This window comes from Chromobacterium sp. CCUG 76385 (assembly GCF_059916625.1).
This window is the reverse complement of record NZ_JAUCGU010000025.1, coordinates 25,134-41,807: the sequence shown is the minus strand read 5'-3', so window position 1 is coordinate 41,807 and position 16,674 is coordinate 25,134. Positions and strand designations below refer to the sequence as shown.

Sequence of the window (16,674 nt, the reverse complement as noted above, 5' to 3'; positions counted from 1 at the left end):
AAGGGCAGGCATCGGATCAGCGATAAAGGTTCGAGTCTGCCTGGCGGCGCGTCCGGGTGGGCGCGGCGTTTGATAACCCACTTGGTCACAAAAACATCCAAGGAAAGCCTTATGCAGAAGCAAAGACCGAAGCATCTGGACTTGGCCAGGATCAGACTGCCCGTGCCGGGCTTCGTCTCCATCCTGCACCGGGTCAGTGGTGTGGCGTTGTTCTTTTCCCTCCCGCTGTTGATCTATCTGCTGCACGGTTCGCTCAGCTCCGCCGAGTCGTTTGAAACCTACCGCGCCGTAGTTTCCCACCCGCTGATGAAACTGGTATTGCTGGGCCTGATCTGGGCGTACATGCACCACTTCTGCGCCGGCATCCGTTTTCTGTTCCTTGACGTTCACAAGGGTCTCGAGCTGGAGACCGCCCGCGCCACCGCGAAAACCGTGCTGGCCGTCAGCCTGTTGCTGACCTTGGTTCTGGGAGGCATCGCTCTATGGTAAACCGCATTGTTGTCGGCGCCGGCTACGGCCTGCGCGATTGGGTGATGCAGCGCGTCACCGCTGTGATCATGGTGGTCTACACCGTGGCGATGGCGCTGTTCCTGCTGTCGCTGCCGTCCGGCTTTGACAGCTGGAAAGAATTGTTCAGCCACACCTGGGTGCAGCTGTTCACCCAGGTTTCGCTGCTGGCGCTGTTCCTGCACGTATGGGTAGGCATCCGCGACGTATGGATGGACTACGTGAAGCCGGTGGGCATCCGCCTGGCGCTGCACGTGTTCACCATCGTCTGGCTGGTTTCCTGTTTCATCTATTCCGTTAAAGTGGTTTGGGGGCTGTAATGGGTATCGCCATTCGTCATTTTGATGCAGTTGTCGTGGGCGCTGGCGGCGCAGGGATGCGCGCCGCGCTGCAACTGTCGGAAGCCGGCCTGAAAACCGCCGTGCTGTCCAAGGTATTCCCGACCCGTTCCCACACCGTGGCCGCCCAGGGCGGCGTGTCCGCCTCGCTCGGCAACTCCGAGCCGGACAACTGGCACTGGCACATGTACGACACCGTGAAGGGTTCGGACTGGCTGGGCGACCAGGACGCCATCGAATTCATGTGCCGCGAGGCGCCGAAGGTGGTGGTGGAGCTGGAACACTTCGGCATGCCGTTCGACCGCAACCCGGACGGCACCATCTACCAGCGTCCGTTCGGCGGCCATATGTCGGAATTCGGCGAAGGCAAGCCGGTGCGCCGCGCCTGCGCCGCCGCCGACCGAACCGGCCACGCCATGCTGCACGCGCTGTATCAGCGCAATGTGCGCGCCAACACCCACTTCTTCGTGGAGTGGATGGCGCTGGACCTGATCCGCGACGCCGAAGGCCGCGTGCAGGGCGTAGTGGCGATGGAAATGGAGACGTCTGAAATCGTCGTGTTCCAAGCCAAGGCCACCTTGTTCGCCACCGGCGGCGCCGGCCGCATCTTCGCCTCGTCCACCAATGCCTTCATCAATACCGGCGACGGCCTGGGCATGGCCGCCCGCGCCGGCATCCCGCTGGAAGACATGGAGTTCTGGCAGTTCCACCCGACCGGCGTGGCCGGCGCGGGCGTGCTGATCACCGAAGGCGTGCGCGGCGAAGGCGGCATTCTGCGCAACAGCTCCGGCGAGCGCTTCATGGAGCGTTACGCGCCGAACGCCAAGGACCTGGCCTCGCGCGACGTGGTGTCGCGCGCCATGGTGTCCGAGATCAACGAAGGCCGCGGCTGCGGTCCGAACAAGGATCACGTCTTGCTGGACATCACCCACCTCGACCCCGAGGTGATCATGTCCAAGCTGCCGGGCATCCGCGAAATCTCCATCAAGTTCGCCGGCGTGGACCCGATCAAGGCCCCGATCCCGGTGGTGCCGACCTGCCACTACCAGATGGGCGGCATCCCCACCAACTACCACGGCGAAGTGGTGGTGCACGGCGAGCCGGTGCACGGCTTCTACGCCGCCGGCGAAGTGGCCTGCGCCTCGGTGCACGGCGCCAACCGCCTGGGCACCAACTCGCTGCTGGACTTGCTGGTCTTCGGCAAGAGCTCGGCCAACTCGATGATCGACTTCATCAAGAAGCAGCCGGAAGACCTGCCGGAACTGGCGATGGCCGATGTGGAGCGCTCCGTCGCCCGCGTGGCGCGTCTGGACGGCCAGACGGGCGGCGTGCAAGTGCATGAGGCGCGCGCCGAGATGCAGCGCGTGATGCAGGCGCACTGCGGCGTGTTCCGCTTCAAGGACATGCTGGCCGAAGGCGTGGACAAGATTCTGGAAGTGGAAAAGATGGTGGCGAAGACCGAGATCGGCGACAAGTCGAAGGTATTCAACACCGCCCGCATCGAGGCGCTGGAGCTGGAAAACCTGATCGAAGTGGCCAAGTCCACCATGATCAGCGCCAATGCCCGCACCGAGAGCCGCGGCGCCCACGTGCGCGACGACGCGCCGGACACCCCGGACACCCCGAACGGCCGCGACGACAAGAACTGGCTGAAGCACACCCTGTGGTTCCGCGACGGCAACCGCCTGGAATACAAGCCGGTGAACCTGCAGCCGCTGACTGTCGAAACGATCAAGTTGAAGGCCCGCTCCTACTAAGGGTTGAACAGAGATGACTACCGAAACCGTCAAATTCAGCATCTACCGCTACGACCCGGACAAGGATGCCAAGCCGTACATGCAGGAGATCAGCATCGACATGGACGCCACCGAGCACAAGCTCCTGGACGCCCTGGTCAAGCTGAAAACCAAGGACGACACGCTGTCCTTCCGCCGCTCCTGTCGCGAAGGCGTCTGCGGCTCCGACGCGATGAACATCAACGGCAAGAACGGCCTGGCCTGCCTGACCGACTTCCGCACGCTGAAGCAGCCGATCGAGTTGCGTCCGCTGCCGGGCCTGCCGGTGGTGCGCGACCTGATCGTGGACATGGCGCAGTTCTTCAAGCAGTACCACTCGATCAAGCCGTACGTGATCAACGACACGCCGCCGCCGGAACGCGAGCGCCGCCAGTCGCCGGAAGACCGCAAGGAGCTGGACGGCCTGTACGAGTGCATTCTGTGCGCGTGCTGTTCCACGTCCTGCCCGTCATTCTGGTGGAATCCGGACAAGTTCGTCGGCCCGGCCGGCCTGTTGGCCGCCTACCGCTTCATCGCGGACACCCGCGACGAAGCAACCAACGAGCGTCTGGACAATCTGGAAGACCCGTACCGTCTGTTCCGCTGCCATACCATCATGAACTGCGTCGATGTCTGCCCCAAGGGTCTGAACCCGACCAAGGCCATCGGCAAGATCAAGGACCTGATGGTTAGGCGCGCGGTATGACCGGATACGATCCGATCGAACTGAAACGGATCCGCTGGCGTTCGCGCCGGGGCCTGCTCGAACTCGACCTGGTGTTGGAGAAATTCTTCGCCGGCCCGTTCGAGCGGCTGTCCCCGGCCGAGATCGACGCCTACCGGAGCCTGCTTGATCTGCCCGACACTGACTTCCTGGATGTTGTAAACGGCAAGGCCGATCTCGACGATCCGGAACAAATGGCCATTGTCGCGATCCTGCGATCGCTGTGACGGCCGCCACGACCACACTAACAACAACGAAATAACGACTGGGAGTATTGCTGTGGAAACGAATCGCAAAGTAACGCTCAGCTACAACGAGGGTAAGGAAACGCTGGACCTGCCGGTCCTCGAGGGCACCCTGGGTCCGGACGTTGTCGACATCCGCGCCTTTGGCAAGACCGGCATGTTCACGTTTGACCCCGGCTTCCTGGCCACCGCCAGCTGCGAATCCAAGATCACCTTCATCGACGGCGATCTGGGCCAGCTGTACTACCGTGGCTACCCGATCGAACAACTGGCGGAGAAGAGCGACTACCTGGAAGTCTGCTACCTGCTGCTGAACGGCGATCTGCCGACCGCCGCCCAGCGCAAGGAATTCGAACGCGGCGTGATGCGCCACAACATGCTGCACGACCAGCTGATGAGCCTGTTCAAGGGTTTCCGCCGCGACGCGCACCCGATGGCCGTGATGGTGGGCGTGGTGGGCGCGCTGTCCGCCTTCTACCATGACTCGCTGGACATCTCCAATCCGGAACACCGCCGCATCTCGGCCCACCGCCTGATCGCCAAGCTGCCGACCATCGCCGCCCAGGCCTACCGCTACAACAAGGGCCTGCCGTTCTCGTATCCGAAGAATGGCCTGACCTACGCGGAAAACTTCCTGCACATGATGTTCTCCACCCCGTGCGAAGAGTACAAGGTGAACCCGGTGCTGGCCCGCGCGCTGGACCGCATCTTCACCCTGCACGCCGACCACGAGCAGAACGCCTCCACCTCCACCGTGCGTCTGGCCGGCTCCTCCGGCGCCAACCCGTTCGCATGTATCGCCGCCGGCATCGCCTGCCTGTGGGGCCCGTCCCACGGCGGCGCCAACGAAGCCGTGCTGAAGATGCTGGACGAGATCGGTTCCGTGGACAACGTGGCCGACTTCATGCAGGGCGTGAAGGACAAGCGCTACAAGCTGATGGGCTTCGGCCACCGCGTGTACAAGAACATGGACCCGCGCGCCGCCATCATGAAGCACACCTGCGACGAAGTGCTGAAGGAACTGGGCCTGCAGGACAGCCCGAAGTTCAAGCTGGCCATGGAGCTGGAAAAGATCGCGCTGTCCGATCCGTACTTCATCGAGCGCAAGCTGTACCCGAACGTGGACTTCTACTCCGGCATCGTGCTGTCCGCCATCGGCATCCCGGTTTCCATGTTCACGCCTATCTTCGCGCTGGCCCGCACCGTGGGCTGGATCGCGCACTGGAACGAAATGATCGGCGATCCGGGCATGAAGATCGGCCGTCCGCGCCAGCTGTACACCGGCGCCGAGCGTCGCGATTTCGTGGACATCGCCAAGCGTTGATTTGACTGAATCGGGGTTGGTTGAAGCGGGGGCTTCGACCAGCCCTTTTTTGAGCCGCTGAAGGCTCTCAGAGCGCTGCGGCAAGACCGTCTTGCCATAGCGCTTTGCGCAAATGCTGCAACATCCAGACAAAGGGTAGCCAGACCATGATGCAATCCATGTACAGCCATTCCTACCTGTTCGGCGGGAATGCCCCGTTCATCGAGGAGCTGTACGAACAGTACCTCGCTGACGCCACGTCCGTGCCGCACGAGTGGCGCGATTACTTCGACAAGCTGGCGCAAGCGCCGGGCGCCGCCGAGCGCGACGTGCCGCACCTGCCGATCCAGGAGTCGTTCATCCAGCTGGCCAAGAAGCCCTTGACCGGCCAGCGCACCGCCGCCGCCACCGACTGGGAGGCGATGCAGAAGCAGGTGGGCGTGCTGAAGCTGATCTCGGCCTACCGCGTGCTGGGTTCGCGCCAGGCCAATCTGGACCCGCTGAAGCGGATGGACCAGGCCATCGTGCGCGAACTGGACCCGGCCACCCACGGCCTGACCGACGCCGACATGGCGGTGCAGTTCAACGCCGGTTCGCTGGTGGGCGCGCAGAAGCTGCCGCTGTCCGACATCCTGTCCCGCCTGAAGCAGACCTACTGCGGCAATATCGGCGTGGAGTACATGCACATCACCCAGTCCGACGAGAAGCACTGGGTGCAAAAGCGCTTCGAGGGCGATCTGTCCACGCCGCGCTACGACGCGGCCAAGAAGCAGCGCATCCTGAAGCAGATCACCGCGGCCGAGACGCTGGAGCGTTATCTGCACACCAAGTACGTCGGCCAGAAGCGCTTCTCGCTGGAGGGCGGCGAATCCACCATCGCCGCGCTGGACCACCTGATCCAGAACGCCACCGAACAGGGTGTGCAGGAGCTGATCATCGGCATGGCCCACCGCGGCCGCCTGAACGTGCTGGTCAACACCCTGGGCAAGCAGCCGCGCGACCTGTTCGCCGAATTCGAAGGCAAGGCCGCCCAGCAGATGGCTTCCGGCGACGTGAAGTACCACATGGGCTTCTCGTCCGACATCCCGACCGCCAACGGCCCGATGCACGTGTCGCTGGCGTTCAACCCCTCGCACCTGGAAATCGTCAACCCGGTGGTGGAAGGCTCGGTGCGCGCGCGCCAGCAGCGCCGCAAGGATGCCGAACGCAAGACCGTGGTGCCGGTGCTGATTCACGGCGACTCCGCCTTCGGCGGCCTGGGCGTCAACCAGGGCACCTTCAACCTGTCGCAGACCCGCGGCTACGGCACCGGCGGCACCATCCACATCGTCATCAACAACCAGGTGGGCTTCACCACCTCGGACACCCGCGACATCCGCTCCACGATGTACTGTACCGACGTGGCCAAGATGATCGAGGCGCCTATCCTGCACGTGAACGGCGACGATCCGGAAGCCGTGTGCTACGTGATGCAGGCCGCGCTGGACTACCGCATGACCTTCAAGAAGGATGTGGTCATCGATCTGGTGTGCTACCGCAAGCTCGGCCACAACGAGGGCGACGACCCGTTCCTGACCCAGCCGATGATGTACAAGAAGATCGCCAAGCATCAGGGCGTGCGCGCCATGTATGCCGAGCGTCTGGTGCAGGAAGGCGTGCTGAAGGCCGAGGAAGCCGACGCGCTGATCCAGGCCTACCGCGACGCGCTGGACAAGGGCGAGCACGTGGAGCAGACCACGCTGTCCAATTACAAGCGCGAGCACGCGCTGGACTTCAGCCAGTACCTGGGCACCCACTGGGCGCATCCGACCGACACCTCCTTGCCGCTGGCCGACATCCAGCGCCTGACCGACAAGTTCACCACGCTGCCGGACGGCTTCAAGCTGCACCCGACGGTGCAGAAGGTGTTGGCCGCGCGCAAGGCGATGGCGGCAGGCGAGCAGAACGTGGACTGGGGCATGGCCGAGACGCTGGCCTACGCCTCGCTGGTCACCAATGGCTTCGGCGTGCGCATCTCCGGCGAAGACTCCGGCCGCGGCACCTTCAGCCACCGCCACGCCGTGCTGCACGACCAGAACCGCGAACGCTGGGACCAGGGCGCCTATGTGCCGCTGCGCAATATGTCCGACAACCAGGGCGACTTCCTGGTGATCGACTCCATCCTGAACGAAGAAGCGGTGCTGGCCTACGAGTACGGCTACGCCTGCTCCGCGCCGGATCAGCTGGTGATCTGGGAAGCGCAGTTCGGCGACTTCGCCAACGGCGCCCAGGTAGCCATCGACCAGTTCATCTCCTCCGGCGAGACCAAGTGGGGCCGTCTGTGCGGGCTGACCACCATCCTGCCGCACGGCTACGACGGCCAGGGCCCGGAACACTCGTCCGCCCGCGTCGAGCGCTGGCTGCAACTGTGCGCCGAGCACAATATGCAGGTTGTGATGCCGTCCGAAGCCGCGCAGATGTTCCACATGCTGCGCCGCCAGGTACTGCGTCCGTACCGCAAGCCGCTGGTGATCTTCCTGTCCAAGCGCCTGCTGCGCTTCAAGGACTCCATGAGCCCGATCGAGGACCTGACCAACGGCAGCTTCCGCCCGGTGATCGGCGATGCCGTGGCCAAGGACCCGAAGAAGGTCAAGCGCGTGGTGCTGTGCGCCGGCCAGGTGTATTACGACCTCGCCGCCGGCCGCAAGGAACGCGGGCTGGAGGACGAAGTGGCCATCGTGCGCATCGAGCAGCTGTATCCGTTCCCGACCGAGCAGGTGGCCGCCGAGCTGGCGCGCTTCACCCAGGCCAAGGAAGTGATGTGGGTGCAGGAAGAGCCGCGCAACCAGGGCGCCTGGTACCAGATCCGCCATCGCCTGGAAGGCCTGCTGAACGCCAAGCAGCAGCTGTCGTTCGCCGGCCGTCCGTCGTCCGCCTCGCCGGCCGTAGGTTATATGAGCAAGCACGTCGCCCAGTTGAAGGCCTTCGTCGAAGAAGCGATGACGGTTTCCCGCTGAGCCAATGAGAGAAAAGGGGCGGCATCGCGGCCGCTCCTCCATGGAGAAGAACATGCTGATTGAAGTCCAAGTTCCGCAACTGCCGGAATCCGTATCCGAAGCCACGCTGATGAGCTGGCACAAGAAGGTCGGCGAATTCGTCAACCGCGACGAAAACCTGATCGACCTGGAAACCGACAAGGTGGTGCTGGAACTGCCGGCGCCGCAAGCCGGCGTGCTGGTGGAAATCGTCCAGCAGGACGGCGCGACCGTGACCTCTGGCCAGCTGATCGCCAAGATCGACACCGCCGCCAAGGCAGGCGCAGCCGCTCCGGCCGCAGCCGCCGCCCCGGCGCCCGCCGCCGCGCCGGCTCCGGTTCAAGCCGCCGCCCCGGTTGCCGGCGCCGCCGCCATGCCGTCCGCCGCCAAACTGGCCGCCGAAACCGGCGTCGACCTGTCCAAGGTGGCCGGCTCCGGCCGCGATGGCCGCGTGCTGAAGGAAGACGTGCAAGCCGCCGCCAAGTCGGCCGCGCCGTCGCAGGCCGGTCCGGTGATCGCCCCGGCCGCCAGCGCCGGCGTCGCCCTGGCTTCCACGCCGTCCGCCGTCAACGTCGCCGGCATCCTGTCCGGCCGTCCGGAGCAGCGCGTGCCGATGTCGCGTCTGCGCCAGCGCGTGGCCGAGCGTCTGGTCATGAGCCAACAGACCAACGCCATCCTCACCACCTTCAATGAAGTGAACATGAAGCCGGTGATGGACCTGCGCAACAAGTACAAAGAGAAGTTCGAGAAAGAGCACGGCATCAAGCTGGGCTTCATGGGCTTCTTCGTCAAGGCCGTGGTCGCCGCGCTGAAAAAATACCCGATCGTCAACGCCTCGGTGGATGGCAACGACATCGTTTACCATGGCTACTTCGACGTGGGCGTGGCCGTGGGCAGCCCGCGCGGCCTGGTAGTGCCGGTGATCCGCAACGCAGACCAGCTGTCCCTGGCCGAGATCGAGAAGCAGATCGCCGACTTCGGCAAGCGCGCCCAGGAGGGCAAGCTGACCGTGGAAGAGCTGACCGGCGGCACCTACACCATCTCCAACGGCGGCACCTTCGGCTCGATGATGTCCACCCCCATCATCAACCCGCCGCAATCGGCGATCCTGGGCATGCATGCCACCAAGGAGCGCGCCGTGGTTGAGAACGGTCAAGTGGTGGTGCGCCCGATGATGTATCTTGCCCAATCCTACGACCACCGCATCATCGACGGTCGCGAAGCGGTGCTGAGCCTGGTGGCCATCAAGGATGCCATCGAGGATCCGGCGCGTCTGCTGCTCGACCTGTGATGAACCGGGCCGGCGCAAGCCGGCCTGTCTGATATTTCACGAACGGAGCAAACATGAATCTGCCGGATTGGCTTTACGCATTCGCCTCGGTACTGGCTGGCGTGGCGCTGCTTTTCCTGACCTGGAAAAAGCGCCAGCAGGGCGTGCGGGAGAGCTATTACAACCTGTTCGGCAAGATCGTCATCGCGCTGTTCATGATCGCTTTCGGGGCCTTGCTGTTCAAAGTCGGCAAGGCCTGACCCCAAGGGAAATCCCATGAGCCAACAGTTTGATGTGGTAGTGATAGGCGGCGGTCCCGGCGGTTATGTCGCGGCCATCCGCGCGGCCCAGCTGGGCTTCAACACCGCTTGCGTGGACCTGTTCAAGAACCCGGAAGGCAAGCCATCCCTCGGCGGCACCTGCCTGAACGTCGGCTGCATTCCGTCCAAGGCGCTGCTGCAGTCGTCGGAAAACTTCCACGCCGTGCAGCATGATTTCGCCAAGCACGGCATCAGCGTGTCCGGCGCCAAGATGGACGTGGGCCAGATGCTGGCCCGCAAGACCGAGATCATCACCAAGAACGCCGCCGGCATCAGCTTCCTGTTCAAGAAGAACAAGGTCGCCAACATCCATGGCCTGGCCAGCTTCAAGGGCCACCAGGGCGACAAGTGGCTGATCGAAGTCACCGACAACGGCGCGGTGGTGGATACCCTGGAAGCCGTCCACGTGATCGTGGCCACCGGCTCCAGCCCGCGCGCGCTGCCGGGCCTGGCCACCGACAACCAGCTGGTGCTGGACAACGAGGGCGCGCTGGCGCTGACGGCGGTGCCCAAGCGCCTGGGCGTGATCGGCGCCGGCGTGATCGGCCTGGAAATGGGCTCGGTATGGAAGCGCCTGGGCGCGGAAGTGACCATCCTGGAAGCGATGCCGACCTTCCTGGCCGCCGCCGACCAGCAGATCGCCAAGGAAGCGTTCAAGACGCTGACCAAGGATACCGGCCTGGACATCAAGCTGGGCGTGAAGATCGGCGAGATCAAGACCGGCAAGAAGAGCGTCACCGTCAATTACGAATTGAACGGCGAAGCGGTGAAGGCCGAGTTCGACAAGCTGATCGTCTCCATCGGCCGCGTGCCGAACACCCAGGGCCTGGGCGCCGAGGCGGTGGGCCTGCAGCTGGACGAGCGCGGCTTCGTCGCCGTGGACGAGCATTGCCATAGCAATCTGCCCAATGTGTGGGCGATCGGCGACGTGGTGCGCGGCCCGATGCTGGCGCACAAGGCGTCGGAAGAGGGCGTGGCCGTGGCCGAGCGCATCGCCGGCCAGAAGCCGCACGTGGACTTCGGCGTGATTCCGTGGGTGATCTACACCTCGCCGGAAATCGCCTGGGTCGGCAAGACCGAGGAGCAGCTGAAAGCCGAGGGCATCGAGTACAAGAAGGGCACGTCGGGCTTCGGCGCCAACGGCCGCGCGCTGGGCCTGGGCCAGGCGCAGGGCATGGTCAAGATACTGGCGGACGCCAAGACCGACCGCATCCTGGGCTTGCACATGATAGGCCCGATGGTGTCCGAGCTGGTGAGCGAGGGCGTGGTAAGCATGGAGTTCAAGGCCGCCAGCGAAGACCTGGCGCGCATCGTCCACGCCCACCCGTCCTTGTCCGAAGTGGTGCACGAAGCCGCGCTCGCCGCCGACAAGCGCGCGTTGCACGGTTGATGGGAGCGCGGGTCGTGTACAATGCGCACGACCCAACCGGGAACGGGCCGAGATGCCAGCCGGGGGGCTGGCGCGGCCTGCGCCAACAAGGTTTGGCAAGCGATCAAGGAATAGAGGCAGAGGCGCATGCCCGCCATCATTTCCCCGAAAGGAAACCATAGATGAACCTGCATGAATACCAAGCGAAAGAGCTGCTGAGCCGTTACGGCCTGCCGGTGCAACAAGGCATTCTGGCCACGTCGCCGGAAGAAGCGGCTGCCGCTTACGACAAGCTGGGCGGCAAATTCGCCGTCGTCAAGGCCCAGGTGCACGCCGGCGGCCGCGGCAAGGCGGGCGGCGTGAAAGTGGTGAAGAGCCGCGAAGAAGCCGCGGAAGTCGCCAAGACCCTGATCGGCACCAATCTGGTGACCTATCAGACCGACGCCGCCGGCCAGCCGGTGAACTCGGTGCTGGTCTGCGAAGACATGTACCCGGTGCAGCGCGAACTGTACCTGGGCGCCGTGGTGGACCGCGGCAGCCAGCGCGTCGTGTTCATGGTTTCCACCGAAGGCGGCGTGGAAATCGAGAAGGTGGCTGAAGAGACCCCGGAAAAGATCATCAAGATCGAAATCGATCCGCTGGTGGGCATGCAGCCGTTCCAGGCGCGCGACGCGGCTTTCGCGCTGGAGCTGAAGGGCGAGCAAGTCGCTTCCTTCACCAAGCTGATGCTGGGCGCTTACAAGGCCTTCGTCGAGAACGACTTCGCCCTGTTCGAAGTCAACCCGCTGGCGCTGCGCGAAAACGGCCAGCTGGCCTGCGTGGACGGCAAGATCAACCTGGATTCCAACGCCCTGTACCGCCACCCGGACCTGCTGGCCATGCGCGACAAGAGCCAGGAGAACGAGCGCGAAGTGAAGGCTTCCGAGTTCGACCTGAACTACGTGGCCCTGGAAGGCAATATTGGCTGCATGGTGAACGGCGCCGGCCTGGCGATGGCCACCATGGACATCATCAAGCTGAAGGGCGGCCAGCCGGCCAACTTCCTGGACGTGGGCGGCGGCGCCACCAAGGAGCGCGTGATCGAAGCGTTCAAGCTGATTCTGGCCGACACCTCGGTGCAAGGCGTGCTGATCAACATCTTCGGCGGCATCGTCCGCTGCGACATGATCGCCGAGGCCATCATCGCCGCCGTGAAGGAAGTGAACGTGACGGTGCCGGTGGTGGTGCGTCTGGAAGGCAACAACGCCGAACTGGGCGCCAAGATCCTGGACGAATCCGGTCTGAAACTGACTTCCGCCCAGGGTCTGAACGACGCTGCCGAGAAGATCGTCGCCGCCGTCAAGGCCGCTGCCTGAGACCCGCACTGAGCTGAGGAATACAAAATGAGCGTATTGGTAAACAAAGACACCAAAGTGCTGGTGCAAGGCTTCACCGGCAAGAACGGTACTTTCCACGCCGAACAGGCGCTGAAGGTCGGCACCAAGGTCGTAGGCGGCGTGACCCCGGGCAAGGGCGGTTCCGAGCACCTGGGCCTGCCGGTGTTCAACACCATGAAGGACGCCGTGCGTCAAACCCAGGCTGACGCCTCGGTGATCTACGTGCCCGCAGCCTTCGCCAAGGACTCCATCCTGGAAGCCATCGACAGCGGCGTGAAGCTGATCGTCTGCATCACCGAAGGCGTGCCCACCCTGGACATGCTGTACGTGAAGAAGGCCGTGGACGAAGCCGGCATCCGCCTGATCGGCCCGAACTGCCCCGGCATCATCACCCCGGGCGAGTGCAAGATCGGCATCATGCCGTGGCACATCCACAATCCGGGCCGCATCGGCATCGTGTCGCGCTCCGGCACCCTGACCTACGAAGCCGTGGCGCAAACCACCGCGCTGGGCCTGGGCCAGTCCACCTGCATCGGCATCGGCGGCGACCCGATCCCGGGCACCAGCCACATCGACGCCTTGCGCCTGTTCCAGGATGATCCGGATACCGACGCCATCGTGATGATCGGCGAAATCGGCGGTTCCGCCGAGGAAGAAGCGGCCGAGTTCGCCAAGTCCTACGTGACCAAGCCGGTAGTCGGCTACATCGCCGGCGTCACCGCGCCTAAGGGCAAGCGCATGGGCCACGCCGGCGCCATCATCTCCGGCGGCAAGGGCACGGCGGAAGAGAAGTTCAAGGCTTTCGAGCGCGCAGGCATCGCCTACACCCGCAGCCCGGCCGAAATCGGCAAGACCATGTTCGAACTCTTGAAGAGCAAGGGCATGATCTAAGCCCGGTTTACCGGTCTGAACGAAAACACCCCGCGAGCGATCGCGGGGTGTTTTTTTTATCTTAAACCGTTAATGGCCACGGAATCACACGGAAAGGCACGGACAAAATCCATGATGGCCTTGGCACCATACCGAATGTCTGAAAATGGCGAGAACAGATCAGGTAGCAGCGGATCACCCACGAGGCGGGCAGGCGCATCGCCAGATTAGTTTTCTTTCCGTGTGTTTCCGTGGCTCAAAAGATTTGAGCTTGCTCAGGCATAACGCGAGAACACGCGTTCGAACGGCGACTGGAAGCGCGGGCTGACGTAGGGCGCCAAGAGGAACATCAGGCTGCGGCAGCCGGACTGGATCAGCTTGTCCAGCTCCGCCGCGCTGGCGTTCTGCTTGATGGTGTTGACCCAGCCGGTTTGCACCATCTGGAAATGCTGCACCAGATGCACCAGTTGCTGGTCGTCCACCAGCAGCATGCCTTGTTCGCGCAGGCTGGCGAACAGCTGGCCCAGCTTGCTGTTCAGCTGGCCGCGCGACAACTGTTGATGTTCCTCTTCCAACTGCGGGTTGACGCAGAACAGGCTGGGCAGGCTCTTGGGCAGGAAGCGGAAGCTCCAGATATGGCGCAGCGTCTTTTCCATCGCCATCACCATCGCCTCGATCGAGTTGTTGTGGTTCAGCGCGGCGGACAATTGCTCCGCCATCCCCTTCACATAGCGATGGTATAGCTCGTTGATGATCTCTTCCTTGTTGCGGAAGTGATAGTAGAGCTTGCCGGTGCTGATGTTCATCCGCTCGGCGATGTGGTTGGTGGTGATGACGCGTTCGCCTTCCTGATTGAACAGCTGCAGGCTGGCCTCGACGATCTTGTTGAAGGTCTCCGATTGCGTGCCGCTCTTGCGCATGACAATTTCTTCCTGATGAAACATGGGTACGAGCGAGAGCCGGCTGCCGCGGATCAATCCGCCGCGCGCAGGGCGAGCAGGCAGCCCGCCAGCGCCAGCGCGATCCATGCCTCCAGACGGAAAAAGTCCAGACAGGAAATCAGCGTGGCCTGCCGGGCCAGTTCGCCGGCCAGCACTCCAAGTCGCTGAGTATCGCTCAAATTGGGCAATTGTTCCCGTAAAAGATGCAAAGCGTCGTTAAATTGCCACGCATCCCACGAAAATCGCTCTGCCAGACGGTTGTAATGCAGCGCGTTGCGTTCCTGCATGAAAACGCTGGCCAGGGCCACGCCGGCGGAGATCGAAACCTGGCGCACGATGTTCTTGGTTTGATAGGCGTGGGCAAAGGCGGCGGGGGCGATGGCGCGGAAGGTGCTTTGCGCCACAGCCATGATGAACAGGGACATGAAGCCGCCATTCAGCAGCAGGATCAGCGTCAAGCGGCCGACGCCGGCCTCGCCGTTGAGGCCGCTCATCAGCCAGCCATAGGCCGCCAGCAGGATGCAACTGGCCAGCAGCGTCTGGCGCAGGCTGGGCGCGCGTCCGCGCAGCAACAGTCCGGCGTACAGCAGCGCGAACAGCATGCCCGCCAGATAGCTGACAGCCAGCAGCAGGCCGCTGGCGGGCAGGTCGAAGCCCAAGGCCTGCACCGTCAGCATCGGCAGGATATAGCTATTGGCCGAAACCAGCAGGTAGCAGCAGCTGTAAGCGAGCAGGCCCATGCGGTAGCCGGGCCGCCGCAACAGGCGCCAGCGGCGGCGGTCCGAGGCGCGGCGACGGTGCAGGGAGCGGAACAACGCATAGCTGACGATGCCGGCTGCGCCGGCGGCGGCCAGCCATTGCGGATGGCCGAACAGCTGATAAGGCGTTTGCTGGATCAGCCATTGCAGCAAAAACACTGCCGTCAGCAGCCAGACAAACGATTGCGCCGGGTAATGCGCGGGGCGGGGCGCGGGCGGGCGCAAGGGCAGCAGGCGGGCGGCCCATAGCGCCGGAGGCAGAAACGGCAAGATGCCCCAGCACAAGGCGCGCCAGCCGTAGGCCTGCAGCAGCCAGCCGCCCAAGAACGGCCCCAGCGCGCTGCCCAGGAGCAGCGCCTGGCCAAAGGCCACCAGCCCCAGGCCGCGCTTGGCCTGCGGCAGTTGGGCCACCTCCAAACGCGCCGCGGTGAAGAAGGCGGCGCCGCCCAGGCCCTGCATCGCCCGGCCGGCGATGAAACCGTCAGGCGACTCTGCCGCGCCGGCGATCAGCGCGCCCAGCGCGAACAGAACGATGGACGCCTGCAGATGGCGGCGCGAGCCGAAGCGCTCCACACACCATTGATGATTGAACAGCGCCAGCGCGGCGCACAGCGCATACGCCATCGCCGCCCGGCTGAATTCCTCCGGGCCGGCGCCGATGCCGCCCATGAGCTGCGAGGAGGCGAAGTTGAGCAGGCCGTTTTGCAGGAATTCCAGCCAGGCAATCAAGGCGATCGCCAGCAGGCGGGCACGGCTGCTCGAGTGCGGGGAGGATTGCATGCCGAGGCATCCGATAGTGGGGGATGCCGCCAGTGTAGAAAGCGCTTATGATTTAATAAAATCGATCGTTTTCATTGGATGTATTACTGTGAATGATATTGATGCCCTGCGCTTGCGCCGCCTCGATCTGAACAGCCTGGTGGTGCTGCACACGCTGCTGAGCACGCGCAGCGTCAGCCAGAGCGCGGAGCGGCTGTGCCTGGGCCAGCCGGCGGTCAGCCATATCCTGAAGCGACTGCGCGAACAGTGCGGCGACCCGCTGTTGTGCCGCGATGGCCGGCGCATGGTGCCCACGCCGTATGCCGAGGCCTTGCTGCCGCAGCTGGAGGCATGGCTGGCGCAGGCGCAGCAACTGATTGCGCCGCAGCCGTTCGACCTGTCCCGTCTTGCCGGCGCGTACCGGCTGGCGATGCCGGACTTGCTGGAGGCGGCGTTGTTGCCGCGCTTGATCGCCGATTTGCAAGAACAAGCGCCCGGCCTATGCCTGCAGGTGCTGGCGATGCCGGCGTCGGAGGTGCCGGCCGCGCTGGACGAGCGGCGCATCGACGGCGCCATCGGCCATTTTCCGCAATTGCCGGAGCGCTTGAGCCGGCGGCGTTTGTTCCGCAGCCGCTTCGTCTGCGTGCACCACGCGGGCCGCCTGGCGCTGCCGCCCTTGCTGGATGCGGCCCAGCTGGCGCGGCCGCCGCATTTGTACACCTCGTATATCGGCAACGACGCCAGCCTGGTGGACGACTATCTGCGCGCGCATGGCCAGGCGCGGCGGGTGATCGCCTCCACCGCCAGCCTGCTGGCGATTCCCTTGCTGCTGGAGCGGCTGCCGGCGGTGGCGGTGCTGCCGGATTTGATCGCGCAAGTGTTGCGGGGAGGAGACGCCGGCCTGCGCTGGCGGCGCATAGACGACGCCGATCTGGCGATAGAAGTGGAGCATGTCTGGCATCCGCGCCGCGACGCCGATCCCCTGCTGCAGTTCATCGACAGCCTGCTGTGGCAACAGAGCGCAGAATGGCGCGATTAAGCTTTATTGCCATTTTTAAACAATAATGATTGAAATTTGCCGTTATTATTTAAATAGAATGTTATT

Annotated in this window: 15 protein-coding genes; 13 read left to right on the top strand and 2 right to left on the bottom strand. The window is 63.9% G+C overall.

What is annotated here, in order from left to right; all coding sequences use genetic code 11:
• Positions 1 to 111 precede the first annotated feature (111 nt).
• The 12 genes from sdhC to sucD all read left to right on the top strand — a co-directional run bounded on the left by sdhC (position 112) and on the right by sucD (position 13,132).
• A complete protein-coding gene (gene sdhC, locus QUG01_RS15125; protein ID WP_043624903.1) occupies positions 112 to 489 on the top strand; it encodes a succinate dehydrogenase, cytochrome b556 subunit in 378 nt (125 codons plus the stop codon).
• The gene (gene sdhD, locus QUG01_RS15120; RefSeq protein WP_043624902.1) at positions 483 to 827 is read left to right on the top strand and encodes a succinate dehydrogenase, hydrophobic membrane anchor protein; all 345 of its coding nucleotides are present in this window, start codon (positions 483 to 485) and stop codon (positions 825 to 827) included. Before sdhC ends, sdhD begins: the two co-directional genes overlap by 7 nt.
• Positions 827 to 2,602, top strand: a complete 1,776-nt coding sequence (gene sdhA / locus QUG01_RS15115; protein ID WP_500830848.1) for a succinate dehydrogenase flavoprotein subunit — start codon at positions 827 to 829, stop codon at positions 2,600 to 2,602. Before sdhD ends, sdhA begins: the two co-directional genes overlap by 1 nt.
• A gap of 13 nt (positions 2,603 to 2,615) precedes the next feature.
• Positions 2,616 to 3,326, top strand: coding sequence for a succinate dehydrogenase iron-sulfur subunit (locus tag QUG01_RS15110; protein ID WP_043624897.1), 711 nt, complete (start codon positions 2,616 to 2,618; stop codon positions 3,324 to 3,326).
• Positions 3,323 to 3,571 carry an FAD assembly factor SdhE gene (locus QUG01_RS15105; protein ID WP_043624895.1) on the top strand — a complete coding sequence of 83 codons (249 nt, stop codon included), beginning with the start codon at positions 3,323 to 3,325 and terminating at the stop codon, positions 3,569 to 3,571. Before QUG01_RS15110 ends, QUG01_RS15105 begins: the two co-directional genes overlap by 4 nt.
• A gap of 52 nt (positions 3,572 to 3,623) precedes the next feature.
• A complete protein-coding gene (gene gltA, locus QUG01_RS15100; RefSeq protein ID WP_500830847.1) occupies positions 3,624 to 4,913 on the top strand; it encodes a citrate synthase in 1,290 nt (429 codons plus the stop codon).
• 146 nt (positions 4,914 to 5,059) lie between these two features.
• On the top strand, positions 5,060 to 7,888 hold the full coding sequence (locus QUG01_RS15095) for a 2-oxoglutarate dehydrogenase E1 component (RefSeq protein ID WP_500830846.1): 2,829 nt from the start codon (positions 5,060 to 5,062) through the stop codon (positions 7,886 to 7,888).
• A 52-nt stretch (positions 7,889 to 7,940) separates the two neighbouring features.
• Positions 7,941 to 9,197, top strand: a complete 1,257-nt coding sequence (gene odhB, locus QUG01_RS15090; protein ID WP_071109716.1) for a 2-oxoglutarate dehydrogenase complex dihydrolipoyllysine-residue succinyltransferase — start codon at positions 7,941 to 7,943, stop codon at positions 9,195 to 9,197.
• 53 nt (positions 9,198 to 9,250) lie between these two features.
• On the top strand, positions 9,251 to 9,436 hold the full coding sequence (locus tag QUG01_RS15085) for a hypothetical protein (RefSeq protein ID WP_043624888.1): 186 nt from the start codon (positions 9,251 to 9,253) through the stop codon (positions 9,434 to 9,436).
• A 16-nt stretch (positions 9,437 to 9,452) separates the two neighbouring features.
• On the top strand, positions 9,453 to 10,886 hold the full coding sequence (gene lpdA / locus QUG01_RS15080; protein ID WP_500830845.1) for a dihydrolipoyl dehydrogenase: 1,434 nt from the start codon (positions 9,453 to 9,455) through the stop codon (positions 10,884 to 10,886).
• 161 nt (positions 10,887 to 11,047) lie between these two features.
• Positions 11,048 to 12,220, top strand: a complete 1,173-nt coding sequence (sucC, locus tag QUG01_RS15075) for an ADP-forming succinate--CoA ligase subunit beta (RefSeq protein WP_043624884.1) — start codon at positions 11,048 to 11,050, stop codon at positions 12,218 to 12,220.
• A gap of 27 nt (positions 12,221 to 12,247) precedes the next feature.
• On the top strand, positions 12,248 to 13,132 hold the full coding sequence (gene sucD, locus QUG01_RS15070) for a succinate--CoA ligase subunit alpha (protein WP_500830844.1): 885 nt from the start codon (positions 12,248 to 12,250) through the stop codon (positions 13,130 to 13,132).
• 254 nt (positions 13,133 to 13,386) lie between these two features.
• Here sucD and QUG01_RS15065 read toward each other — a convergent pair whose 3' ends face one another.
• A complete protein-coding gene (locus QUG01_RS15065) occupies positions 13,387 to 14,031 on the bottom strand; it encodes a TetR/AcrR family transcriptional regulator (protein WP_158248703.1) in 645 nt (214 codons plus the stop codon).
• A 53-nt stretch (positions 14,032 to 14,084) separates the two neighbouring features.
• Positions 14,085 to 15,590, bottom strand: a complete 1,506-nt coding sequence (locus QUG01_RS15060) for an MFS transporter (protein WP_500830843.1) — start codon at positions 15,588 to 15,590, stop codon at positions 14,085 to 14,087.
• A gap of 88 nt (positions 15,591 to 15,678) precedes the next feature.
• Here QUG01_RS15060 and QUG01_RS15055 point away from each other — a divergent pair, with 88 nt between their 5' ends.
• Positions 15,679 to 16,608: a LysR family transcriptional regulator gene (locus QUG01_RS15055; protein ID WP_500830842.1), complete on the top strand. Its 930-nt coding sequence runs from the start codon at positions 15,679 to 15,681 to the stop codon at positions 16,606 to 16,608.
• Positions 16,609 to 16,674: the final 66 nt, after the last annotated feature.

What these genes read in the sequence shown, in the direction of transcription:
- sdhC (WP_043624903.1), top strand. Translation starts at nt 112, where the DNA reads ATGCAGAAGCAAAGACCGAAGCATCTGGACTTGGCCAGGATCAGACTG.
- sdhD (WP_043624902.1), top strand. Translation starts at nt 483, where the DNA reads ATGGTAAACCGCATTGTTGTCGGCGCCGGCTACGGCCTGCGCGATTGG.
- sdhA (WP_500830848.1), top strand. Translation starts at nt 827, where the DNA reads ATGGGTATCGCCATTCGTCATTTTGATGCAGTTGTCGTGGGCGCTGGC.
- QUG01_RS15110 (WP_043624897.1), top strand. Translation starts at nt 2,616, where the DNA reads ATGACTACCGAAACCGTCAAATTCAGCATCTACCGCTACGACCCGGAC.
- QUG01_RS15105 (WP_043624895.1), top strand. Translation starts at nt 3,323, where the DNA reads ATGACCGGATACGATCCGATCGAACTGAAACGGATCCGCTGGCGTTCG.
- QUG01_RS15095 (WP_500830846.1), top strand. Translation starts at nt 5,060, where the DNA reads ATGATGCAATCCATGTACAGCCATTCCTACCTGTTCGGCGGGAATGCC.
- odhB (WP_071109716.1), top strand. Translation starts at nt 7,941, where the DNA reads ATGCTGATTGAAGTCCAAGTTCCGCAACTGCCGGAATCCGTATCCGAA.
- QUG01_RS15085 (WP_043624888.1), top strand. Translation starts at nt 9,251, where the DNA reads ATGAATCTGCCGGATTGGCTTTACGCATTCGCCTCGGTACTGGCTGGC.
- lpdA (WP_500830845.1), top strand. Translation starts at nt 9,453, where the DNA reads ATGAGCCAACAGTTTGATGTGGTAGTGATAGGCGGCGGTCCCGGCGGT.
- sucC (WP_043624884.1), top strand. Translation starts at nt 11,048, where the DNA reads ATGAACCTGCATGAATACCAAGCGAAAGAGCTGCTGAGCCGTTACGGC.
- sucD (WP_500830844.1), top strand. Translation starts at nt 12,248, where the DNA reads ATGAGCGTATTGGTAAACAAAGACACCAAAGTGCTGGTGCAAGGCTTC.
- QUG01_RS15065 (WP_158248703.1), bottom strand. Translation starts at nt 14,031, where the DNA reads ATGCGCAAGAGCGGCACGCAATCGGAGACCTTCAACAAGATCGTCGAG.
- QUG01_RS15060 (WP_500830843.1), bottom strand. Translation starts at nt 15,590, where the DNA reads ATGCAATCCTCCCCGCACTCGAGCAGCCGTGCCCGCCTGCTGGCGATC.